This is a genomic window from Streptococcus salivarius, from assembly GCF_009738225.1.
Lineage (GTDB): Bacteria > Bacillota > Bacilli > Lactobacillales > Streptococcaceae > Streptococcus.
In genome coordinates this window covers 19,178-38,983 of the sequence record NZ_CP018188.1, presented here as the reverse complement: position 1 = coordinate 38,983, position 19,806 = coordinate 19,178, and the positions used below count along the sequence as shown (strand labels likewise).

Sequence of the window (19,806 nt, the reverse complement as noted above, 5' to 3'; positions counted from 1 at the left end):
AGATTTATCTACTGGGGGTTATTATGTTAGTAAAGGATCAAGTGATTTTTTGGAACTTGTTATGGAGGATTTTGGTGGAGTAGAGAAATTTTACTCTATGTTTTACATGATTTTCGTATGTCTGATTGGGCTTGTAAGTTGTCTAATAAAGAAGCTGGGACCATCAATGAGGCTCTCCAAGACTTGATGAAACGTTATCCAATCGTATCCATTACAACTGATAACGGTTCTGAGTTTAGTCTCTTATCTGAATTAAATGACATCGAGATTTACTTTACTCATCCTTATTCGTCACGCGAAAGGAGAACAAACGAAAGCTTTAATGGGCTACTTAGAGAGTTTCTTCCTAAAGGACAATCTTTAAACCCACTAACTGAAGAAGAGCTCTCTCAGTATATAGCAGCTATCAATGGGAGGCCTAGACGACTTCACCATTACAAAACTTCAAAATTTCTGTTTGGGCTAGCCCAAACAGCCTAATAAATGGAATATTAGGCTATCAATGAACTTGTTGCACTTGACTTGACAATGTGCGATGGAAATTTTGGATATGGGTAGCTGTCTCTATTTTAGGTTTGATATATGCTATTATTCAAAAAAATTTATAATTATGCTAGTTTGTCAGCTTGAGTAGTTTTTGTTCAAAATTTAATAAACAATTTTCAATGCGGATTATCTAAAGATCGCTTCTCAGATGAGAGTGATTTCTCTAACTTATATAAATTATCTTCATAGAGTGTCCTGTTATTCATGTTATCACAGTATAGATAGTTTTTTGGAATCAATAGAAAATGGCTCTTTTCTACCCTTAGTCAAGTCTATCAAGGCTTTAAGTAATAAAACAGATAAGACAGTAGCTATTCTGAGGATACTGTCTTTTTATTTGAAAAAAACATTAAAAATAGCGCAAAAAAACTCTTCTTGTGCTATACTGTAATTGAGATTTTTTAAATTTTCGGTGTTAGAACTGTTGCCTCAGTCCTAGCACTTTTTCTTTGTCGTATTCTTGGTGTGTTGCGAGAATTTTGTAAATGATACGAAGCAGCTTATGTGCGCAAGCAATGACGGCTTTCATCTTACTTCCTCTTTGGGAAATTTTGCTATAAAAAGATGAAAACGCATTGTCTTTAGAGTGAGCCGCAATCAATCCCGACATGGTCAAAGCCTGTTTGATATATCGATTTCCTTGCGTGATATGTGAGGATTTTTTAATGCCAGCACTTTCATAAGATCCTGGGCAGAGCCCAGCCCAAGAAGCTAAGTGTGCGTCTGATTGAAAAGCCTTCACATCTGGTCCAATCTCAGCTAAAATAGTGGCTGCACAAGTTTCACTCACACCAGGAATCATTTGAAGTAATCTATTTTCTTCAGGGAAACTCCTTTTCGATATAAGCTATTATTTCACTCCTTAATTTATTCATGAGTTTTTGATACAATTGATATTCTTCTAGGCTTTGCTCCAAGAGAAATCGATCCTCCAGTGACAACTTCCCATTCATGGCCTCCATTAATTCTTCGGGACTTGCTTTGACATGCTTGTGAATACAAGCTGTCACATTGTCATAATCAATGAGTTCCCCATTGATAAAGAGCGTTAAAAGAGACTGTCCTGTCTTAGAGAAGATATCAGAAAGATAGCTGGTTAGTTTGATATTAGCACGTTGTAAGAGGTTATGAATCTCATTCTTTATTTGAGTTTGACGTTGTTTGTAAGAACGTAACCTACGAGTGAGTAAACGTAACTGCATCACTTCAGGGCTTGGAATGTAAGATGGCTCAATAAGTCCACAACGTCCGAGCTGTGCAATCCATTCGGCATCTTTCATGTCTGTTTTTCGACCAGGCACATTCTTGATATGTTGGGGGTTAGCTAATATCAAATTGAGTTCTGAGTCTGAGAATATATTAAAGAGTGGTACCCAATATTGGCCAGTGCTTTCAAAAAAGACATGTGTGACGTGATTTTCCAATAACCAATCTAAGGCGTTTTGGAGAGCTATAGTTGTTGTACCAAATTTTTTCTGAATCTTTTTAGGTTTATTGCTTTCTAGTGGACCATCTAGAATACAACAAACGATAGACTTTTGGTGGACATCAATTCCACAACAAGTTTCAATCATAACTTCCATTACAAAAACCTCCTGTTAACTATTGAACAATAGAACAAGAGGCTATTAGTAATTTTATTTTCATGCTCAAGGCATATTCGAGTTATCTCATGACTCTTGTTCATCCAGTTTTTGATACAGGCTAGGCAAAGCCCTATTAAAGACAACGGATTGGTATTGTTCACCTTCATTATAAGCCGAACTTTCTTTTCTGTCATGAGTTAGTAGGCTAAGCCTGCTTAGAGTTTTTGATCCATAAAAGGGCATGCTAAAAAAACACCTCATCTGGTATTTTTTGAAACAAGGTGTTACAATAATACGGCATAGACAGCCTTATCGATTTTGGGTCAAAGAGTAATCGTAAAGTTTGTTATGCGTAATGAGGTGATACATTTTCCTAATAAGGCGGTGTATAGAGGTAATCGTATGTGGCTTAGTTGAAGCTATTGTCGATTGTCTTTTTCGTTTCTCATAAAAGTTAGCGATATGGCAGGGATTGGTATGGCTAGCTGAAGCGATGTTGTAAATGCACTTGAACAAGATTTTTCTGGCATAAGGATTCCCACGCTTAGTGATATGCTCTTGACCTAGGAAATCTCCCGATTCATAGTGTTTGAGATCAATACCGATAAAAGTGTTGATTTGATTAGCAGACTTAAAGCAACGAATGTTTCCTAATTCGCCAATAACGCTTGTAGCCGTTGTTTCTGCGATACCAAGAATAGAGAGAAGAAACTCATATTCAGGTAGAGTTTTAGCTAACTCTATCAACTGTTCTAAAACTTGTTCTCGACGGTTTGTCAATCTTATAAGTTCCTGTGCATTATACTTAACCTCTTCTATCATAGGAGAGGTTTTTGAAATGGCAGAATAAGATTGCTTTGCCAGTCCAACTAACTTTTCAGCCAAGTTACCTACTCTGTTCTCTGAAATACGTTTAGAGGTTGACTGGCGAATAGTCTCTTTCAACTCAACTTCTGATAATTTTAGCACCCAATGCTTGGTTGGGAAGATGGACATGAGATTCCAATATTGCTCACCTGTAGGAGTAGATAGTAGATTTCTGGGAAGGCGACTTGAAGAACTTTGTGCAGCCTATTCTTCGTCCTTACGATATCCTCTGTCAGATTTTGGTAGAATCGACTAAGATCATGCAAGTTTTGATAGACTTCTTCTTGAACGTAAGTTGGCTTACGGTTTAAGACGAATTGTGACGAAGCTAGTTTCTCTGCATCAATCTTATCGGTTTTCCGAACTCGTAATCCATCAAGTTGCTAAAGGATTAAGACGTGTATAGTCATAGCTGTCTTCTTCTAGAAAGGCCTGAAGTCGGCGAGAGTAGACACCAGTAGCTTCGAAAATAATTACGAGGTTGCTCACGGTCTTTAGATCTTCCAGTAAACGAGAAAATCCGACAATGTCATTAGGTATAGTATAGCCATAAACCTTCTCACCGTTGACTAAAATTGCCACCTCAGAACTTGTTTTACTCACATTAATTCCAAATACTGCACACATGACATTACCTCTTTGTCTTAAATGATTCCTTATTTTAGTGATGTCATTTTCAATACTCGACGTCTAGCGTCAAAAGAAGCCACGACTTTACAAGACACCACTACTTTAACACAAATAAAAAGTAGTGAGTACTCTCTCCCGTCGGAGATTTCTTCACTACTAATCTTAGTATGTTTACTATATGCTTAATACGAATTTAATATAAGTTTATCTGAAGAAGCACTTTACTGTTATTAGCAAATGCGGGAGATATAATTAGTCTTAAATAATAGTCATATAGCTATTTAATTGCGGAATCCTACTATACCGGTTTTTTATTGCGATAAGCGATTATGAGAAACTGTTTGAATTAATAGGTTCCCTACCAAAAAAACTGCCAAATTTATTTTTGGCGGTTTTTTTGTTTCTCTATTTTAGACTGGTTTTGTTTATCATATCCTCTACTATGAGATTGAAATATGAACGCTTTTTTTGATTTATTGTTTTTTCGCTTGAAATAATTAAAGCATATATGAATAGATTGTCACCTACATCATAATTTATGTCTGATACTCGCATTTTTTTACTATATTGGAGTTTGACTGTGAAGTCAAAATTGTCCTTAACAATAAGTTCAATCCAATTAGAATTATTTTTTCGAATATATGAATGACTTTTCCGTATACATAACATTTTGCATATGATTTGGGATGTGAGAATCCTAACTTCTTTTGATTATCAAAAAGGGCTCAGATAGTTCACTTTGCGATTCAGAAATTGAATCAATTATGATAAATTGATCAATACCTCCAAAACTATTTTGTTCATTTTCAATATGTGCTGTAATTATCACATATATTCATATCGTGAATCAATATATTTTATAACAGTGAGTTTTTTATTATTATTTGAGAAAATTTGTAACTTGGTTCCTTCGAACTTTATTTTTCCTTTTATGCTAACTTCAACTCTATCTAATCCTAAGAAAGCGGTCGTGTTGGAAAAACAATCATAGATATGTTGCTCATTATTAATGAGATCTTTTTCGCTATGTTTTTTTATCATAAAAGAATATTTTCCTTTCGTTTATGATATTATGTTGTTTTTTACACATATTTCTTTCAATTTTGAAAAGCTTAAAGCGAGAATGAGAGTGACGCGTTAACTTTTTAAGTTGGTCAGAAAAAGTAGTCTAGAATAAAATAAAAAAAGCATAATAGAAAATAGAAGGAATTTTTCTTGATTTTGTGAGCTACAAATAAAACTATTTTTCTTCTATATAATAGGTAAGATAAATAATAAAATAACAGCTGGATGAACAATTATTTTTGATGCCCAATTATCCATGTGAGTTTGAAGTGACATTTTTAGATGATTACCATAAAAAACACAACTACCCACTATTTTATGAATCCTATCTTCAAAACATTATGGAATTCCTTGAAAGTCAGGATATAAAGAACGGAGCTGATGCCTTTGTAGATGATCATCAAAATCTTGTTTTTGTTTTATATGGACAAGGCTATCGAGCCGAGGGAAAAGAGGGAATACTTACAACCCAAGTAACTGTAAAAGCTTATGATGAAGACAATAAACCGATTAACTTCGCAAATTTATTAGATTCCTTAATCGTCTCAGAATATCAAAGGGAACCGAATCTTTGGGAGATCTCTCATGATTGATCTCTATCTAAGTAAAAATAGCCAAAGAAATCAACTTCTTTTGGATTTCTTTCAAAAGTATGGCATAGAGGTCACTCCTCATTCTATTTCTGAAATGACAAAGGACAAATTAATTGAAATGATGAGCTATTCTTCAGATTGTTTTGAGTATTTATCTCCCAATTTATTACGATTTAAGAACCGTGACAATCTAAGATTAACAGATTTCGTTGAGATGATTTTAAAAAATCCTGAACTAACCATCAGACTTCCTCTTGCGGTTTCAAATAAGCGAGTTTATCCAAATCTGAATTTGGAAGAGGCTAGAGCTCTATTGCCAAGAGATACGAAACAATTGATTTACATGGCACAAACACATTATTTATCTAGCTAAAGGAGAAGCAATATGGCTGAACGATTTTGGGGGAACTTGTCCATTATTTTGACTGAAAGAAATATCAGCTGGATTGAGTTAAGCAGAAAAATGTTTGCGGGAGAGTTTCACTATCCAAGTGAATTGAATCGTTTGTATCAAAAGATTGTGAGTCTCCATGCACAAAGTTCGACCAAAGCAGATGCCATGAAGAAACTACGAACAAAGAAGACTTTGATGGAATCCCAAAAGATTGGGAAACAACAAAAACTAGCTCGTACAGGTATCTATTTGGAAAAAGTAGGTCATGTAATTAGAAAGCAATATCGATGAAGCTGAGGAGCTATTAAAAACCATGACAGAGACAGGAGATAAACTGTTTCAAACAGTCTTCTTGATTGGTGTCTTTGGTCAGGATGAAGAAGAACTCAAACAAGCTCTAGACACTATCCAACAAGTGGCCGGCTCAAATGACCTAATGATTGATAAAGAAGTCAAAGCCGCAAAAGAGAATCTAAGAAATTGCAGTCCATTTATGATGCGATTTCCGAATCATACTAAGCAGTCCTGATAGGTTACTTTTTTGAGAGATTATAGATGTTTACAACATTTTTTAAGAAAAACCAAGACAGTGGTGATATATTTAAGAAGCTAATTCATCGACTATCTGATATGTCCGTCCCAGATCTTGAAAAAATAGACCTACTGATAGATATCATTTTCACTCCAAATCAAGAAACAGAACAACTTAAAAGAGAATCAACTTATAGAGAAGAAACTTTGAACGACACATTAAAGGAAGCTAAGAATCAACTTCATAAGGAACAATTAGAGAAGAATTTAGAGAGATTTAGGAAAAACAGCCAATAACGCACCAAAAATGGTGCGTTTGCTTTTTCTAAATGTTATAATGGTGGTATCAAATAAAAGGAGTCTGCTATGATTGGAAAAAACATAAAATCCTTACGTAAAACACATGGCTTAACACAACCCGAATTTGCCCGAATTATAGGAATTTCTCGAAATAGCTTAAGCCGTTATGAAAATGGAACTAGTTCAGTATCTACAGAACTAATAGACATCATTTGTCAGAAGTTTAATGTATCTTATGTCGATATTGTAGGAGAAGATAAAATGCTCAATCCTGTTGAAGATTATGAATTGACTTTAAAAATTGAAATTGTGAAAGAAAGAGGTGCTAATCTACTATCTCGACTCTATCGTTATCAAGATAGTCAGGGAATTAGCATTGATGATGAATCTAATCCTTGGATTTTAATGAGTAATGATCTATCTGACTTGATTCATACGAATATCTATTTAGTAGAAACTTTTGATGAAATAGAGAGATATAGCGGCTATTTGGATGGAATTGAACGTATGTTAGAGATATCTGAAAAACGGATGGTAGCCTAATGGAAATCCAAGATTATACTGGTAGAGAATTCAAACATGCTTTAGCAAGGAATCTTCGTTCTCTGACAAGAGGAAAAAAGTCCAGTAAGCAACCTATAGCGATTTTGCTTGGAGGGCAAAGTGGTGCCGGTAAGACTACAATTCATCGTATTAAACAGAAAGAATTTCAAGGAAATATTGTTATCATAGATGGCGATAGTTTTCGTTCTCAGCATCCACACTATTTAGAACTGCAGCAAGAATATGGCAAAGACAGTGTTGAATACACCAAAGATTTTGCAGGCAAAATGGTAGAGTCTTTAGTAACAGAATTGAGTCATTTGGGATACAATCTTTTGATAGAGGGAACTTTACGAACGATTGACGTTCCAAAGGAAACAGCACAACTCTTGAAAAGTAAGGGATATGAAGTACAATTAGCCTTGATTGCGACAAAGCCTAAGCTGTCCTATCTGAGCACCCTTATCCGATACGAAGAACTGTACGCTATCAATCCAAATCAAGCACGCGCAACTCCAAAAGAACATCATGATCTGATAGTGAACAATCTAGTTGAGAATACCCACCAGCTGGAGCAATTAGGTATCTTTGAACAAATCCAAATCTATCAACGAGATAGGACCTGTGTTTACGATTCGAGAGATGATGAAATATCAGCAGCAGCTGTTCTTCATGAATTATTGTTTGGAGAGTGGAGTCAGGTAGAAAAGGATATGCTTAAATCTGGAGAAGAAAGATTTAAAGATTTAACTAATTGAAATGGTTGTTAGAACAAAAATTTTAAAATATAGTCTACTTATAACTTTTGTTAGTTGTTTAATGTGGGCGAAAATTTTTTAGAACCAAAAAACGCATAGTATCAGGTGTTGAAAAACTTGAAATTATGCGTTTTCTTGTGGGAAGATTTACTCCATTTTCTTCAGGAATTGAGATTTTGCCCATCTCTTTTTATTATATTTAAGGATATTTGAAAGATGTATTTTAGAAAAACAATTATGGAGTCCTTAATACGGAATATAGTATAAATGCTGATTCAAAGTGAAGTTTTATATGTTTTTTGCTTTTGTTGAGTATAAAATCTATTAACTAAAGTCGAACTACAAAAATTAATTTAAGATGAAGTGAACTGTAGACTTTGGAAATGTCTCTTACTCGATTTCAGAATGAATTACTGATACGGGATTAAAAGAACTAAGTATTTCTTCTTGTTTTGAATGAGATACGTGAGTATAGATTTGTGTGATTGATATAGAACTATGTCCAAGAATTTGTTGAATATATCGAATATCTACATCACTATCTAGAAGCATTGTCGCAAAGCTATGTCTAAACATATGCGGTGTAATAGTTCTAGAAAAGTTATTTTGTTCAACGATTCTCTTTATTACTAAACGTACACTTTGCTCTGACAATGGTTTAAGTGAATGTTTCCCTGGGAACAAGAAATCATTGGATTCATTTCTTGTTTTATTTATATATGTTTCTAATAAATTGAATGTTTTTTGATCTCCTAAAAATAGGATACGTTCTTTCTTACCCTTTCCTATAATATGGAGTGTCTTATTGGACAGATTAATGTCTTTGAGATGAATGTGGCAAAGTTCAGAAATTCTGATGCCTGTTGAAAGTAAAAGTGAAATAATTAGTAGATTTCTTTCAGCGTGTTGTTTTTGATAGTCAGTTTTAGATACAATTACTTTCCGTTCTAAATATATAAAAATACTTTTCAGAATGTCATACGGAATCGTTTTAGGCAATACTTTTTCAGTTCTAAATTGAAAGCGCAATTGATTGAAGGGATTCTCTTCAATTATGTTCTGGTATTTTAGATAGTTATAAAACACCTTCATACAAGCAATTTTTCTTCTTAATGTATTCGTTTTTATGTTAGATCGTGTCAACTGTTCTATATAGGATTCGACATTATCATAGTCTGAGTTATAAAATTGCATAAGATCATTCTTATAAGCGCGAATCGTGTGTGAACTCAAACGCTTATGAGTTTTGCAATAATCTAAGTAAGTAGAAATAAGTTTATAATCCATAAAAATCTCCTTTATCAATAATCATGCTATTATAAACCTATTTGAGTGCTTCGTATAGTGATAATAAATTGTTATCGGTAGGAGATGTTTTATGTATTACGGTCGCGATACTGAAATAGAAGAATTAAAACAGCATTTTAAATTTTCTAGTAATGATAAAAATAGTTTATATATTATTAATGGTTTAAGTGGTAGTGGTAAAACCGAGCTAATCAAAGAGGTTTGTCAACAAGTTTACAGCCATGATAAAGAAGCCTTTATTCTCTACATTGATGTTATAAATGATGGGTTTGAAAGTAATAAATTTTTTGAAAATCTACTAAAAGGAGCGTATGTCCCAACACAATTCAGAAGAAATCTATGCTTATCAATACCTCAAAAATATTCGTTTTCAAATTATTTAAGAAAACAAAAACTAACAAATCTAACTCTGAAACATAGTTTTAGGTTAATCAGATCGTTTATTGCATTCGATACAACTTACAAAAAAGTAATTGATTATCCTTGGGAAGAAGTTATTACTGAAATAAAGGAGGGAATATTTGAAAATGATTTATATTTAAGATATTTCAGTCATGTTTCAAAAAAAATCCGTCTTAATATTATTATTGATAATTATCAATTTTTATCTGAAGATATAAAAATAAAATTTGAAGATGACTTTAATACACTTCAAAGCGGAATCTCTTTAACAATTATAAACCGAACAAATGATAAGATAAAATCGATTGATAAACTAGATACATTGGACAATTATACTCCTACTGTATTAAATTTATCGTATCTTACTGAGGATGAGTGTAAATTACTAATAAGAAATAAAATTGCTTTACTTGATAATGTCAAATTGAATCAAATATGGCAGATAACACAAGGTAATTATAAAGATATTGAATTAATTATTAACAGACTTATTGATAATCCAAATTCAGAATTATTTAATATTTCTGATATATATGACAAACTTCCAGATATTCAAAAAAATATACTTATCATATCATCGATTTTTCCTGCTGGTATGAGAAAAGATATAGTTTTTAACTACATTAAATCTATATTAGACGAAAATACTGAAGTAGCTGATTCTCTAAAATCCCTTATTGATGCAGGTTTTGTCTATATTAATGGAGATACAAATGATAAAATCAAAATTTCACACGAATCAATTGTAAATGGTATTTTAAATCACACAAATGCTTCTGATCTTCAATTAGTAACCAACAATCTAAAAATATATTTAGAGCAAACTATCCTATCTATAGGAGTTGGTGGCGAGTTAGCTTATTTAATTCACTGCTTAATAAATATATGTAATATTGAAGAGTTGCGGCAAAATGTAGAATATATCAAACAGTTACTTGAAATCGAATACAGGAAAAATTCATATTTTTACATTGTATCTTTGAGTAAGAAGATACTTCATTTAATAGAATTATTACCCGAAAAATACTTACATTATATATTGAACTCGTACCAGTGGATTTCTGATTTTAATGGAGGTTTAGCTATTTTAAACAGTCTTCAAAAAGATAATTATTCAAAAGATTTACAGCTATACTATCCTAGATTTCAAATTCAAAAATATGAATTTGAGGAGGCGCTAAAATCACTGGAAAAGTTAGAAAATTGCTCTGGAACATTACTCTACAAGCTAAATGCTTATGGTCATTTAGGTAAAGATCGAGAGGCAATTAAACTCCTTAATGAAAGCATGAATTCTGTAGAAAAAGACGACTTCTATTATATTATTTTACGAAATTCTGCTCATTATTTCCCAACTAAAGAAGCTACCGAAAATCTCAAACTAGCATTGGACTATTTTCAACGTAATGAATATCAAATACCTGTTGCAACAGTATATAATAATTTAGGTGTTGTTAATATCTGGGACGGAGAATATGATATAGCTTTAGAGAATCTAAATAAGGCCTCAAAAATACTAAAAAAATATGATTCAAATGAAATTTTTGAACCATATTGTAATAAATCAATTATTTTTTTGATGAATAAAAATTATCAACAATCTCTGAAGTATATAAATAAATCACTTCAAGAATGTCCTAAAGCTTTGACCTTAGATATTAGGATGCTCAAGTTAAACAAATTAATTATTGAATTGATTTCTGAAAGAATCTCTTTTACAGAATTTCAAAATTCACTAAGAAACTTTGAGGAAGAAATTCCACTCATAGACGATCCTTGGTATAAATTTCAAATAGTATACAATTTACAACAATTTGATGATATTCCTTTTGTTTGTGAAAAAACTTATATTGATGATTATCAAGACGGACTCACTAAATACTATCTGTTGATTCCTTACAAAAAAAATAATTTCTGTATAGGTCTTTCTCCTAATTGGAGATATTAATTTGTTCATGGTACTTGCGAATGAGATCTAAATATATGGAATAATCATATTGTTTATATTTTAATAAATTAGCTACTAGTTTAGCTAATTTTTTAATATCATCATCAGTATAGGATAAATTTGTAATTCCGATTGTTCCTAATCTTATTCCTGAAGTCGTCATTGGTCCGTGTGTATCATTTGGAATTTGATTTCGGTTAACTAATATTTTATGTTGAAAAAGTAGATTCTCTGCATCCTTACCACTCAAGTTTAGATTCAGTAGATTAACTAAAATTATATGAGTCTTTGAGTTTTTATAAACAACATCAACCCCTTCTTTACTTAATTGTTTTATAAACAATAAAGTATTTTTTATAACCTGTTGTGCATAATCTTGAATATCTATTGATAATAATTTGATTAAACAGATACATTTCGCAAATAATGCATTTTGTGTAGGACCTCCCTGTGTTCTAGGAAAAATTGAATTAGTTATTTTTTCTTCAAATATAGAACGATACATTAGTACTCCTCCTTGAGGCCCACGTAAGCATTTATCCATTGTAAAAGTAACGAAATCCACATATGGAAAAATCGACTTATGTAGCTTTGCCATAATATATAAAACACTATGGCAAATATCCGCTAAAATAAGGGTATTGGGGCTAACCTCTTTTATAATTTCATAAATTTGTTGATAATTAAATTCATTTCCATACGATGAAGCACCAATAATAATCAATTTAGGTTTATATTTATCTAATAATTCCTTTAATTCGATATAATCAATATTTAAATCATGATCTAAGTGATAATATTTTACAGTACCTTTGCCTGTATAAGTGTGTGAAATATGTCCTCCGTCTTTTGGAGATAACGATAAAATATAATCGTCACTTTCTAAAACACAATTATAGACTATTTGGTTAGCCTGAGTTCCTGAATGTGGTTGCACATTAACTCTATAATCACCAGGATTTAAATCAAAAAGTTGAAGACACAATTCTTCTGAATATATTTCAATATTATCCAATGAAGTACAATGAGGAAAAAAGCGTTTTTCAACAGCTCCCTCTGTTGGCAGAGTAGCGAGAGGGAAACTTTGAATCTCTAATACTTCGGTGAATGGATAGCTAATACATGCAGCAAGATTTATTACGCTATTCTGTTCTTGGTTATATGAATCAAGAATTTTATTTAACTTCTGATAGATTTCACCTTCAAATTTATTAATTTTATACACTGACTTCTCCTACCGATAACAATTTATTATCGTTAGTATACCATAATTTGTAGTTAATCATATTTTTCCAGTGATAAAATCTCCAAACTAATCTTGATATGATGTGGCTTTCACTAATAAAGAAGTAAGTCATGTTTAACAAAGTGAAGGCTCGATTTCTGGTTGGAGTAGAGGTTTAATCGTAATAAGTTTTATTGTTATGATTGGCTATAAGATTGGTTCACAATCTATTTCAAAACAAACCGAGAACCAAATACGAGAAGAAGCAAATAAACTTTTGACAAATTAAAAACAAAAAGAAAGAGCGACAGTTTTATCAGATGAGTTTGTTAAAGAATCTCTTACTCAATCTTTCACCAAAATAGTAAATCCAAAGTAGAGTATAGATAAAATGTACAAAATAGCTTTTGCGTATAATACTACATGGAATTGTAAGTATCATATTGTTTTCGTCCCAAAATATAGACGTCAGATAATTTATGGGAAATACAAAGCAAGTATTGGTCAAATCTTACGGTTATTATGTGAAAGAAAAGGCGTTGAAATTCATGAAGCAGAAGCTTGCCCAGCTTACACTCACATGTTGGTGAGTATACCACCGAAACAAATTATTTCCTCATTTATGGGATATTTAAAGGGTAAAAATAGCTTAATGATATTCGATCGACACGCTAATTTAAACTATAAATATGGGAACCGCAAATTTTGGTGTCGCAGGTTTTATGTTGATATGGTTGGGCGAAATCAGAAGTGACTTGAAGAATATATTCGTAATCAATTACAAGAAGACGTGATAGCAGATCAGCTCAGTCTTTTCGAGGAATATGATCCGTTTACAGGTGAGAAGAATAAAAGAAAGTAGTCTTGATCTGACCCGCTAGTCGGGACAGCTAGTAAAGGTGGTGCTGAAGGGAAACCATTCGGTAGGCCTTTTAGGCCTCGGCCGGTAGCAGAGGCTTTCAGCCGAAGAGCAAAACACCCGTTCTGATATGATACCTCTTAAGTAGACATGGTAAATACCTAAAATCTACTTAAGAGGTATTTTTATGTCTAGAAGAGAAAATTACACTCCATTCGAGAAAGAACAAGCTTGTATCGATTATATTAATGGTAATTGTTCCAGATCTGAAATACGTAACTGTCTCCATATTTCCACAAGGGCGATTCAAGATTGGGCTGCTATCTATAAAAAATATGGGATTTTAGGATTTACAAAGAAAACAAAAAATCGTTCCTATTCAAAAGAATTTAAAATGGAACTTGTAAAAAATGTATTAGTAGTGGCGAAGAAAGTTTAATTGACAAAAGGAATCATCACAAACTAGCTGACGAGGTTAGGTAAATAGCGCCATGAATCAAAATACTTAGTGATTGAATGCTTTAACAGAAATAAAAGTTGAAGCATTAGCTGAATGTGCAATCTGCTCGGAATTACGTGTTCTGCATTTTATGAATGGAAACATAGAGTAGTCCCAGCAGAGGAACAGTACAACCGTAGGGATAAGCAAAAAGGTCAAAAGTCTTGTTTGACACCAAAGTTGAAAAAGGAAATTGAGAACGGTAAAAAATCCTCTTGGTCGCCTGAACAGATTTGTGGTCCGCTATCAGCTTGAACAAAAGCCAATGGTAGCTTTTAAAACTATTTATAACTGGCTCTATGCTGGTTTGATTGATCTGGATTTGAGCGTCCTTCGTCATAAAGGAAAAACTCGACAACCCAAAGAAACACTTGGAAGATTTAGGCTTGGTACGCCAATTTCCCAAAGAAAACAGATTTAGCGACTATCTCTGATGAGGCTTTGAACAAGGCCTTATATGATATCAATCACCGACCACGAAAATGTTTACCTTACAGAACTGCTTGTGAAGCCCTAATAGAAGAGTTCGAGTAAATGTTGCACTTATTCTTGCAATTTATCAAGTATACATTATCAGAGAAGTATATCAATCTGGCTCTTGGTTTTGAGTTCTAATTTGTGCGTGGGTGTCACTGGGTTAAAAAAGGTATATGAGGTTTAGTATAATGGTTCCAAAAAATTGAAGAGAAGGACTAGACAAATGACAAGAACACCAGGTAATAAAAAATGGTTACAAAATATTGCTAAGAAAATCAATCTTCCACTTTATCCGAAGAAAATATTTAATGGGGAAGAAGTCACTCTCATGCCTGATGGGACAGTTCGATTATCTGAAACAGGAGAAGAGCCTTCAGCTGAAGCACTGGAAGCCTATCAAGACTTCGTTAAGAAATTCAATGAAAGACTACGCCGTTTTGGGGTAAGAACAATCGATGGAAAAGCAACATTGAATACTGTCTCTCGATTTTCGGACGACTATTATAAGAAGTATGCCTCGACACCATTACTGAAACAAGTTTACCCAAAGAATGACTTTCCTTTCCATTTGCAACTTCAAGAGGATTACATCATTCAGATTAACTATAGTCAAGAAACAGATTACGAGTTAATAAGTAAGCAACTAAACCAGTTAGATATGGATATCCTACTATTTATAGCTACTTTCCGAAATGTTCAACTCCTTCAAATTTCAAGGGAGTTTGGTTTACCGATTCCTAAAATCAAACCGCATCTCAAACGACTCAGAGAGTTTTACTTGGTTCAAGAGTGGGAGTTTGAACGTGAAGACACTCCAGGGGCTCTTGCAACAAGTTACTCTATTTACAGTCATGGAACGATGTTGCTCTTACTAGCAAATAAGATCAGCAGAAACTTCACTTATAAATGGAAAGATATTCTTCGGGAAGAAGATAACTACTCTCCTATTCGATACTGGAAGGTCGTAGATGCCTATCAGAACTTCAAATTTAATCAAAACTATGCCTATTTTGTTCCTACGTCAAAACTGGAGAAGTTCACGTATACAGTGACAAAGACACAAGAAAAGAGTGAGAGTAAAAGTCCTCTTTCTGGTATGGAGAAACGAAAATCAGAATTACAAGCCAAAAAGGCGAAGAAGAAAGAGCATACGTATACAGTCCATGTCCCTAGATATCTCTTTATCGGTCAGTTAGCACTTAATAAAAAGGCAGATGACGGTACAAAGAATCTTTTTGATGTGTATCCTTATATCACCAATGTAGGTGATACCAGCGATCTTGATAAATTGCTAAATGTCTTTAAACACTTTGGACGTTTCGAGGACGGTTTAGACGAAGAGGGAAACAAACGTTATCTACTGATTATAGTGGACAATTTTGATGATATTCAAGAAATTGAAGACAAATATATGCTTATCGAAAATGGTGGCTATAAGAACCTTAATAACATTATTTTCCTTAACCTAGAACTTGCTGCAGAAGAAGGGATTGATAAGTCTCTAGTTGTTATCAGAAGTCAAAATGCAACAGATGGTGGTCGTGTGGCCAAATACATGCCCTTTAGAATGAATGAAGCGTTTAACGAGCGTCCATTAATTAAAGATGCCGAACTAGAAGAGTTAAATCAAGAAGAAGGTGATACTGATGCTTAATATCTATATTGATCCCTACGTCCTATCTCCTTTTGAAGCCTCTCCCTTTTTTCATAAGCTGACTAACTTTGCAAAATCTAAAGACCACAGAGTCGCTATTATGGGATTTAAGTCACATATTTCTTGGAATGCTCTATCGTATTTAGAAGATAAAGCTAAGATTACGATTACCCACAATCATGCAGATTTAGAGGATGAGAAAAAACATGCCGTTCTGCTAGCGGGCTATTTAAAAAAGGATATTGAGTTAGTAACGTCTTCAACAAACCACATTACAGATATCTTTCTCTTTGATGAGCAGGCTCAGATGGATACGAATACTTTGTCTCAGCTACTCAGCAAGGTCCCTTACGTACATTACCTATCAACAGAACATTTTTTCCATTCTCCCCACGTCAATAATTTCCCTAAGAACAGACCATTTATTTTTAATACCCAACTTTTTCGAGACACGAGAAATATATATTTTGCTAACAGTTTAGTAGAGGGTCACGGTCCTTTATTTGAAAGTTTAGCTAAGAATGATATTACCCAACAATCTTTTTTTGGTAACAACAACTATATCTATATACCAGGTCATAATGGAAAAGAAGAATCACGCGCTAAAGTCATTATGAATGTCACCAAAATTGAAGACTTGACGGTTGAAGGCATAAAACCTTTAGAGCCAGTATCAGCCACTTTAGAACCTCAACAAAGCATGAAAGAGCTACGTTTAGACGAAATTGAAGAACGTCTAAAGCAGAAAATGAAAAGCTCCGATAAAATTAAAAACAATGAAAATTCAAGTGAAGTCTTGAAAATTACCTCTGAAACCCTTACAATGATAAGGAAGGTAATGGATTGTATTGGGAGGATGGAAAATAGTTTAAATGCTAAGATGGCTGAACAAGCTGACGACAACAATAAACTTGATTCAGATTTTGATCCATTATATGCCTTCAGGGCCCAACATGATAAATTGGGGGAAGATTAAACACTAATAAAGGGTTGAAGGAGATTAAAATGACTGATGAAGTAATGACTAAAAAAAACATTTACTTAGTGTCAGACGTTGACAAAGCTAGGGAACTTGAGGCATACATCGTTAGTACTAAAGATGGTATGGAAGTCTTTGGACTTATTGGTTGTGATGAACTTGAGGAATTAACAGATGCTCAGCGAGAATTTGTGCAGAGCGATGAAGCGATGCAATTCAAAAGTAATTAAGCAAAGACCTCTATGAAAATAAACTACAAATAGATTATTTTTCTGAAGACTATATCCGATTTGAAGAGGATTTTCAACGTTATTCAGCATTGAATATTCCGTTAACATTTCTGATTGATGATATTTTGAGAACTATGGCCATGAACCAGATAAATTATTTTTACTTTGAGATTTCGGTTATTAAATCAAGGAAGAATATTAGAATGTTTCGGTACAGAGGAGAGACGTTAAAAATTAAAAGTTCTACATATTGTGTCTTATAAGTGTTTACCAACACAATATATAGGGGCTTGACAAGTATGATATAATAAAAATAGATATTGGAGGTTGTATGGAAAAAATTCCAGAAGTGGTTTGGGAACGATTAACTGATTTTTTTGGTTTTAGTATGCCACTAGGTGTCGTTATTATTCTCTTTATTATGGGGGTAGTTTTTTACATGAATTCTTCTTCTAGTTTAAGAAAGAGTTCTAAGGCCTTATCGGAACACTATAATGGATTATTTCAAAATATGACCACCAGTAACGAACAGCTACAGAAACAAAACCAACAGTTGAATGAACAATTAGAGCAATCTCAAGCTAGAAATGAAAAACTCGAGGATAAGATAGTAGCAATACTTGAAAGGACAGAGTAGGGAGGAAAATATTATGGTTATCGCTATTTTCTTTATAGTACTATCAATCTTAACGTTTGTTTTTTTGACAGAGAAAAGAAAGAATCAGCAAACGACTTTTGAAATTTTGGGACAGCTACATGACTCATATCTAACATATTATTTAATTCAAAATAAGGAATTAGCCGATACCCATCCTACTTTTTATGGGATAGTGAAATCCTTTAAAAATATTGATTTTAGTAAGACAGAGATCCTTAAAAAATCAATGAGACGTGTCGGAGAAGATGATAGTACGATTTCTGAACTATTGAAAAATGAAATGATTGATATTGCAGAAAATGGTGATACATCAGCCAAGGCTTTGCTAGGTTGGTATGTAACAACGTGCCGTACTATTGATGAAGTAATCTCTGAACCAAGTTTCGAACTTATATTTAAAGATAATATTGGAGAAATCGTTATTCAACCGCAGAATATAAGTCGCAGTGATGTATCAGCATCTAGTAATCTTTGTGTAGCATAATTGTCTGTTGAGCCTATTTTAACGGCTCTTTTTTTGGCTCTCAGATATATGCCTAGCTCCATATAAACTTACAATTTAAAAAGCTGCTGACATCTATTCGGAAAATAAGTATTTGTTGAATACACATATTAGTTATGATAAACTACTACTAACAAGAAAATTGTTAGATTTGAGGCTAATATGAAACAAGAAACACTTATGAAAAATATAAACGAGTTGCTTGAGATTATGCCTTGGTATGTTAAGGAATATTATCATGCAAAGCTCGTTATTCCTTATAGCTACAAGACACTGTATGAGTACTTAAAGGAATATAGACGATTTTTTGAATGGTTGATTAGCGATCATGAGAAATTAGGTGAAACTGTATGTTATGCAGACTATGATACGATTGCTGATGTTCATATTGATGAGCTGGCCCATTTACCAAAGTCTGTTATCGAAGGCTACTTTGTTTACCTTCGTGAAAATACTGAGCGTCGTTCAATCTCTGAAGTCAGTATTATTCGAACTAAAGATGCTCTCTCTAGTTTGTTTAAATATCTTACCCAAGAAACTGAGGATGACGAGGGTGAGCCTTATTTTTACCGCAATGTCATGGTTAAGATAAAAATCAAGAAGCCTAAAGATACCTTGGCTAGTCGTGCAGATAACATGAAAGAAAAACTCTTTCTAAACGATACACAGTCTTTCCTAGATTATATTGACAATGAGCATGAAAAGAAAATCTCAAAACGTGCCCAGGTATCCTTTGTCAAAAATAAAGAGCGTGATCTTGCTGTCATAGCACTTCTACTATCTACTGGAGTCCGGTTATCTGAATTAGTCAACCTAGATATGCAAGATGTCAATCTAGCCACAAGGACGATTACAGTTATTCGAAAAGGTGGTAAAAAGGACGTTGTAAATATCGCTCCATTTGGTATACCTTATATTGAGCGTTACTTAGAAATTAGGAAGGGACGCTATGCAGCAAGTGATTCAGATAAAGCATTCTTCTTAACGACTCAAAATAAAGTGCCTGCAAGGCTTGGAACACGTTCTGTCGAGCTTTTGGTGAAGAAGTTATCTACCGCCTATGGAAAACCTACTACTCCTCACAAACTGCGACATACACTTGCCACACGTCTATATGAGCAAACAAAAGACAGCCTCCTAGTTTCCCAACAATTGGGACACAAGGGGACTGCAATGGTAGAGGTTTATGCACACGTAGCTGCAGAGACGACTAAAGAAGCTTTGAGTGATTTGTAATTGATTGTCACTTCGA

At 33.4% G+C, this 19,806-nt stretch carries 18 protein-coding genes and 7 pseudogenes; 20 read left to right on the top strand and 5 right to left on the bottom strand.

The annotated features are described in order from the left end of the window. Positions 1 to 129: 129 nt before the first annotated feature. A pseudogene (locus BSR19_RS10725) lies at positions 130 to 480 on the top strand (IS30 family transposase); the annotation flags it as partial. Positions 481 to 961: 481 nt separating this feature from the next. Here the strand turns inward: BSR19_RS10725 and BSR19_RS10720 are convergent. The 3 genes and pseudogenes from BSR19_RS10720 to BSR19_RS11840 all read right to left on the bottom strand — a co-directional run bounded on the left by BSR19_RS10720 (position 962) and on the right by BSR19_RS11840 (position 3,626). Further along, positions 962 to 1,348 carry an IS110 family transposase gene (locus tag BSR19_RS10720; protein ID WP_045768432.1) on the bottom strand — a complete coding sequence of 129 codons (387 nt, stop codon included), beginning with the start codon at positions 1,346 to 1,348 and terminating at the stop codon, positions 962 to 964. Positions 1,349 to 1,367: 19 nt separating this feature from the next. Then, on the bottom strand, positions 1,368 to 2,129 hold the full coding sequence (locus tag BSR19_RS10715) for an IS110 family RNA-guided transposase (protein ID WP_002886742.1): 762 nt from the start codon (positions 2,127 to 2,129) through the stop codon (positions 1,368 to 1,370). Between the two features lie 312 nt (positions 2,130 to 2,441). Then, a pseudogene (locus tag BSR19_RS11840) lies at positions 2,442 to 3,626 on the bottom strand (IS110 family RNA-guided transposase). Positions 3,627 to 4,963: 1,337 nt separating this feature from the next. Here BSR19_RS11840 and BSR19_RS10705 point away from each other — a divergent pair. The 7 genes and pseudogenes from BSR19_RS10705 to pezT all read left to right on the top strand — a co-directional run bounded on the left by BSR19_RS10705 (position 4,964) and on the right by pezT (position 7,813). Beyond that, entirely contained in the window at positions 4,964 to 5,287 is a 324-nt protein-coding gene (locus tag BSR19_RS10705) for a hypothetical protein (RefSeq protein ID WP_197092268.1), read from the top strand. Continuing rightward, positions 5,280 to 5,660, top strand: a complete 381-nt coding sequence (locus BSR19_RS10700) for a thioredoxin domain-containing protein (RefSeq protein WP_070839262.1) — start codon at positions 5,280 to 5,282, stop codon at positions 5,658 to 5,660. The genes BSR19_RS10705 and BSR19_RS10700 overlap by 8 nt, the downstream gene beginning before the upstream one ends. Positions 5,661 to 5,672: 12 nt before the next feature. Beyond that, positions 5,673 to 5,807 (top strand): annotated as a pseudogene (locus BSR19_RS11745) (transcriptional regulator); the annotation flags it as partial. Further along, a pseudogene (locus tag BSR19_RS11740) lies at positions 5,805 to 6,174 on the top strand (hypothetical protein); the annotation flags it as partial. The pseudogenes BSR19_RS11745 and BSR19_RS11740, both read left to right, overlap by 3 nt. A 62-nt stretch (positions 6,175 to 6,236) precedes the next feature. Then, positions 6,237 to 6,509 (top strand): hypothetical protein, encoded by a 273-nt coding sequence (locus BSR19_RS10690; RefSeq protein ID WP_156247119.1) that lies wholly within the window; start codon positions 6,237 to 6,239, stop codon positions 6,507 to 6,509. A 69-nt stretch (positions 6,510 to 6,578) separates the two neighbouring features. Further along, positions 6,579 to 7,055 carry a type II toxin-antitoxin system antitoxin PezA gene (gene pezA, locus BSR19_RS10685; RefSeq protein ID WP_049553660.1) on the top strand — a complete coding sequence of 159 codons (477 nt, stop codon included), beginning with the start codon at positions 6,579 to 6,581 and terminating at the stop codon, positions 7,053 to 7,055. Continuing rightward, on the top strand, positions 7,055 to 7,813 hold the full coding sequence (gene pezT / locus BSR19_RS10680) for a type II toxin-antitoxin system toxin PezT (protein WP_156247118.1): 759 nt from the start codon (positions 7,055 to 7,057) through the stop codon (positions 7,811 to 7,813). The genes pezA and pezT overlap by 1 nt, the downstream gene beginning before the upstream one ends. Before the next feature lie 390 nt (positions 7,814 to 8,203). On the opposite strand, the gene BSR19_RS10675 is transcribed toward pezT, so the two are convergent. Then, on the bottom strand, positions 8,204 to 9,100 hold the full coding sequence (locus BSR19_RS10675; protein WP_156247117.1) for a tyrosine-type recombinase/integrase: 897 nt from the start codon (positions 9,098 to 9,100) through the stop codon (positions 8,204 to 8,206). Positions 9,101 to 9,191: 91 nt separating this feature from the next. Between BSR19_RS10675 and BSR19_RS10670 the strand changes: the two genes are divergently transcribed. After that, a complete protein-coding gene (locus BSR19_RS10670) occupies positions 9,192 to 11,471 on the top strand; it encodes a tetratricopeptide repeat protein (protein ID WP_156247116.1) in 2,280 nt (759 codons plus the stop codon). Here BSR19_RS10670 and BSR19_RS10665 read toward each other — a convergent pair. Next, a complete protein-coding gene (locus BSR19_RS10665; protein ID WP_050088028.1) occupies positions 11,455 to 12,696 on the bottom strand; it encodes an aminotransferase class I/II-fold pyridoxal phosphate-dependent enzyme in 1,242 nt (413 codons plus the stop codon). The genes BSR19_RS10670 and BSR19_RS10665 overlap by 17 nt on opposite strands. A 131-nt stretch (positions 12,697 to 12,827) precedes the next feature. Between BSR19_RS10665 and BSR19_RS10660 the strand changes: the two are divergent. The 11 genes and pseudogenes from BSR19_RS10660 to xerS form a co-directional block, all read left to right on the top strand. Then, a pseudogene (locus tag BSR19_RS10660) lies at positions 12,828 to 13,060 on the top strand (peptidylprolyl isomerase); the annotation flags it as partial. Positions 13,061 to 13,087: 27 nt separating this feature from the next. Continuing rightward, positions 13,088 to 13,558: pseudogene (tnpA, locus tag BSR19_RS10655) on the top strand (IS200/IS605 family transposase). A gap of 184 nt (positions 13,559 to 13,742) precedes the next feature. Beyond that, positions 13,743 to 13,994, top strand: a complete 252-nt coding sequence (locus BSR19_RS10650) for a transposase (protein ID WP_181419180.1) — start codon at positions 13,743 to 13,745, stop codon at positions 13,992 to 13,994. 162 nt (positions 13,995 to 14,156) lie between these two features. Beyond that, positions 14,157 to 14,588, top strand: a pseudogene (locus BSR19_RS11890) (hypothetical protein); the annotation flags it as partial. Between the two features lie 166 nt (positions 14,589 to 14,754). Then, positions 14,755 to 16,185: a hypothetical protein gene (locus tag BSR19_RS10640; RefSeq protein ID WP_156247115.1), complete on the top strand. Its 1,431-nt coding sequence runs from the start codon at positions 14,755 to 14,757 to the stop codon at positions 16,183 to 16,185. Next, on the top strand, positions 16,178 to 17,161 hold the full coding sequence (locus tag BSR19_RS10635; RefSeq protein ID WP_156247114.1) for a hypothetical protein: 984 nt from the start codon (positions 16,178 to 16,180) through the stop codon (positions 17,159 to 17,161). Before BSR19_RS10640 ends, BSR19_RS10635 begins: the two co-directional genes overlap by 8 nt. Positions 17,162 to 17,190: 29 nt before the next feature. Beyond that, entirely contained in the window at positions 17,191 to 17,394 is a 204-nt protein-coding gene (locus BSR19_RS10630) for a hypothetical protein (protein WP_118189730.1), read from the top strand. 29 nt (positions 17,395 to 17,423) lie between these two features. Then, complete coding sequence (locus BSR19_RS11730; protein WP_156247218.1) at positions 17,424 to 17,657, top strand: DUF5960 family protein; 234 nt, start codon at positions 17,424 to 17,426, stop codon at positions 17,655 to 17,657. Positions 17,658 to 17,725: 68 nt separating this feature from the next. Beyond that, positions 17,726 to 18,031, top strand: a complete 306-nt coding sequence (locus BSR19_RS10620; protein WP_156247113.1) for a hypothetical protein — start codon at positions 17,726 to 17,728, stop codon at positions 18,029 to 18,031. A gap of 13 nt (positions 18,032 to 18,044) precedes the next feature. Continuing rightward, positions 18,045 to 18,536 carry a hypothetical protein gene (locus BSR19_RS10615; RefSeq protein ID WP_156247112.1) on the top strand — a complete coding sequence of 164 codons (492 nt, stop codon included), beginning with the start codon at positions 18,045 to 18,047 and terminating at the stop codon, positions 18,534 to 18,536. A 180-nt stretch (positions 18,537 to 18,716) separates the two neighbouring features. After that, entirely contained in the window at positions 18,717 to 19,790 is a 1,074-nt protein-coding gene (xerS, locus tag BSR19_RS10610) for a tyrosine recombinase XerS (protein ID WP_156247111.1), read from the top strand. Positions 19,791 to 19,806 lie beyond the last annotated feature (16 nt).

What these genes read in the sequence shown, in the direction of transcription:
- BSR19_RS10635 (WP_156247114.1), top strand. Translation starts at nt 16,178, where the DNA reads ATGCTTAATATCTATATTGATCCCTACGTCCTATCTCCTTTTGAAGCC.
- BSR19_RS10640 (WP_156247115.1), top strand. Translation starts at nt 14,755, where the DNA reads ATGACAAGAACACCAGGTAATAAAAAATGGTTACAAAATATTGCTAAG.
- BSR19_RS10620 (WP_156247113.1), top strand. Translation starts at nt 17,726, where the DNA reads ATGGAAAAAATTCCAGAAGTGGTTTGGGAACGATTAACTGATTTTTTT.
- BSR19_RS10670 (WP_156247116.1), top strand. Translation starts at nt 9,192, where the DNA reads ATGTATTACGGTCGCGATACTGAAATAGAAGAATTAAAACAGCATTTT.
- BSR19_RS10650 (WP_181419180.1), top strand. Translation starts at nt 13,743, where the DNA reads ATGTCTAGAAGAGAAAATTACACTCCATTCGAGAAAGAACAAGCTTGT.
- BSR19_RS10675 (WP_156247117.1), bottom strand. Translation starts at nt 9,100, where the DNA reads ATGGATTATAAACTTATTTCTACTTACTTAGATTATTGCAAAACTCAT.
- pezA (WP_049553660.1), top strand. Translation starts at nt 6,579, where the DNA reads ATGATTGGAAAAAACATAAAATCCTTACGTAAAACACATGGCTTAACA.
- BSR19_RS10715 (WP_002886742.1), bottom strand. Translation starts at nt 2,129, where the DNA reads ATGGAAGTTATGATTGAAACTTGTTGTGGAATTGATGTCCACCAAAAG.
- BSR19_RS10630 (WP_118189730.1), top strand. Translation starts at nt 17,191, where the DNA reads ATGACTGATGAAGTAATGACTAAAAAAAACATTTACTTAGTGTCAGAC.
- BSR19_RS10720 (WP_045768432.1), bottom strand. Translation starts at nt 1,348, where the DNA reads ATGATTCCTGGTGTGAGTGAAACTTGTGCAGCCACTATTTTAGCTGAG.
- pezT (WP_156247118.1), top strand. Translation starts at nt 7,055, where the DNA reads ATGGAAATCCAAGATTATACTGGTAGAGAATTCAAACATGCTTTAGCA.
- BSR19_RS10690 (WP_156247119.1), top strand. Translation starts at nt 6,237, where the DNA reads ATGTTTACAACATTTTTTAAGAAAAACCAAGACAGTGGTGATATATTT.
- BSR19_RS10615 (WP_156247112.1), top strand. Translation starts at nt 18,045, where the DNA reads ATGGTTATCGCTATTTTCTTTATAGTACTATCAATCTTAACGTTTGTT.
- BSR19_RS10700 (WP_070839262.1), top strand. Translation starts at nt 5,280, where the DNA reads ATGATTGATCTCTATCTAAGTAAAAATAGCCAAAGAAATCAACTTCTT.
- xerS (WP_156247111.1), top strand. Translation starts at nt 18,717, where the DNA reads ATGAAACAAGAAACACTTATGAAAAATATAAACGAGTTGCTTGAGATT.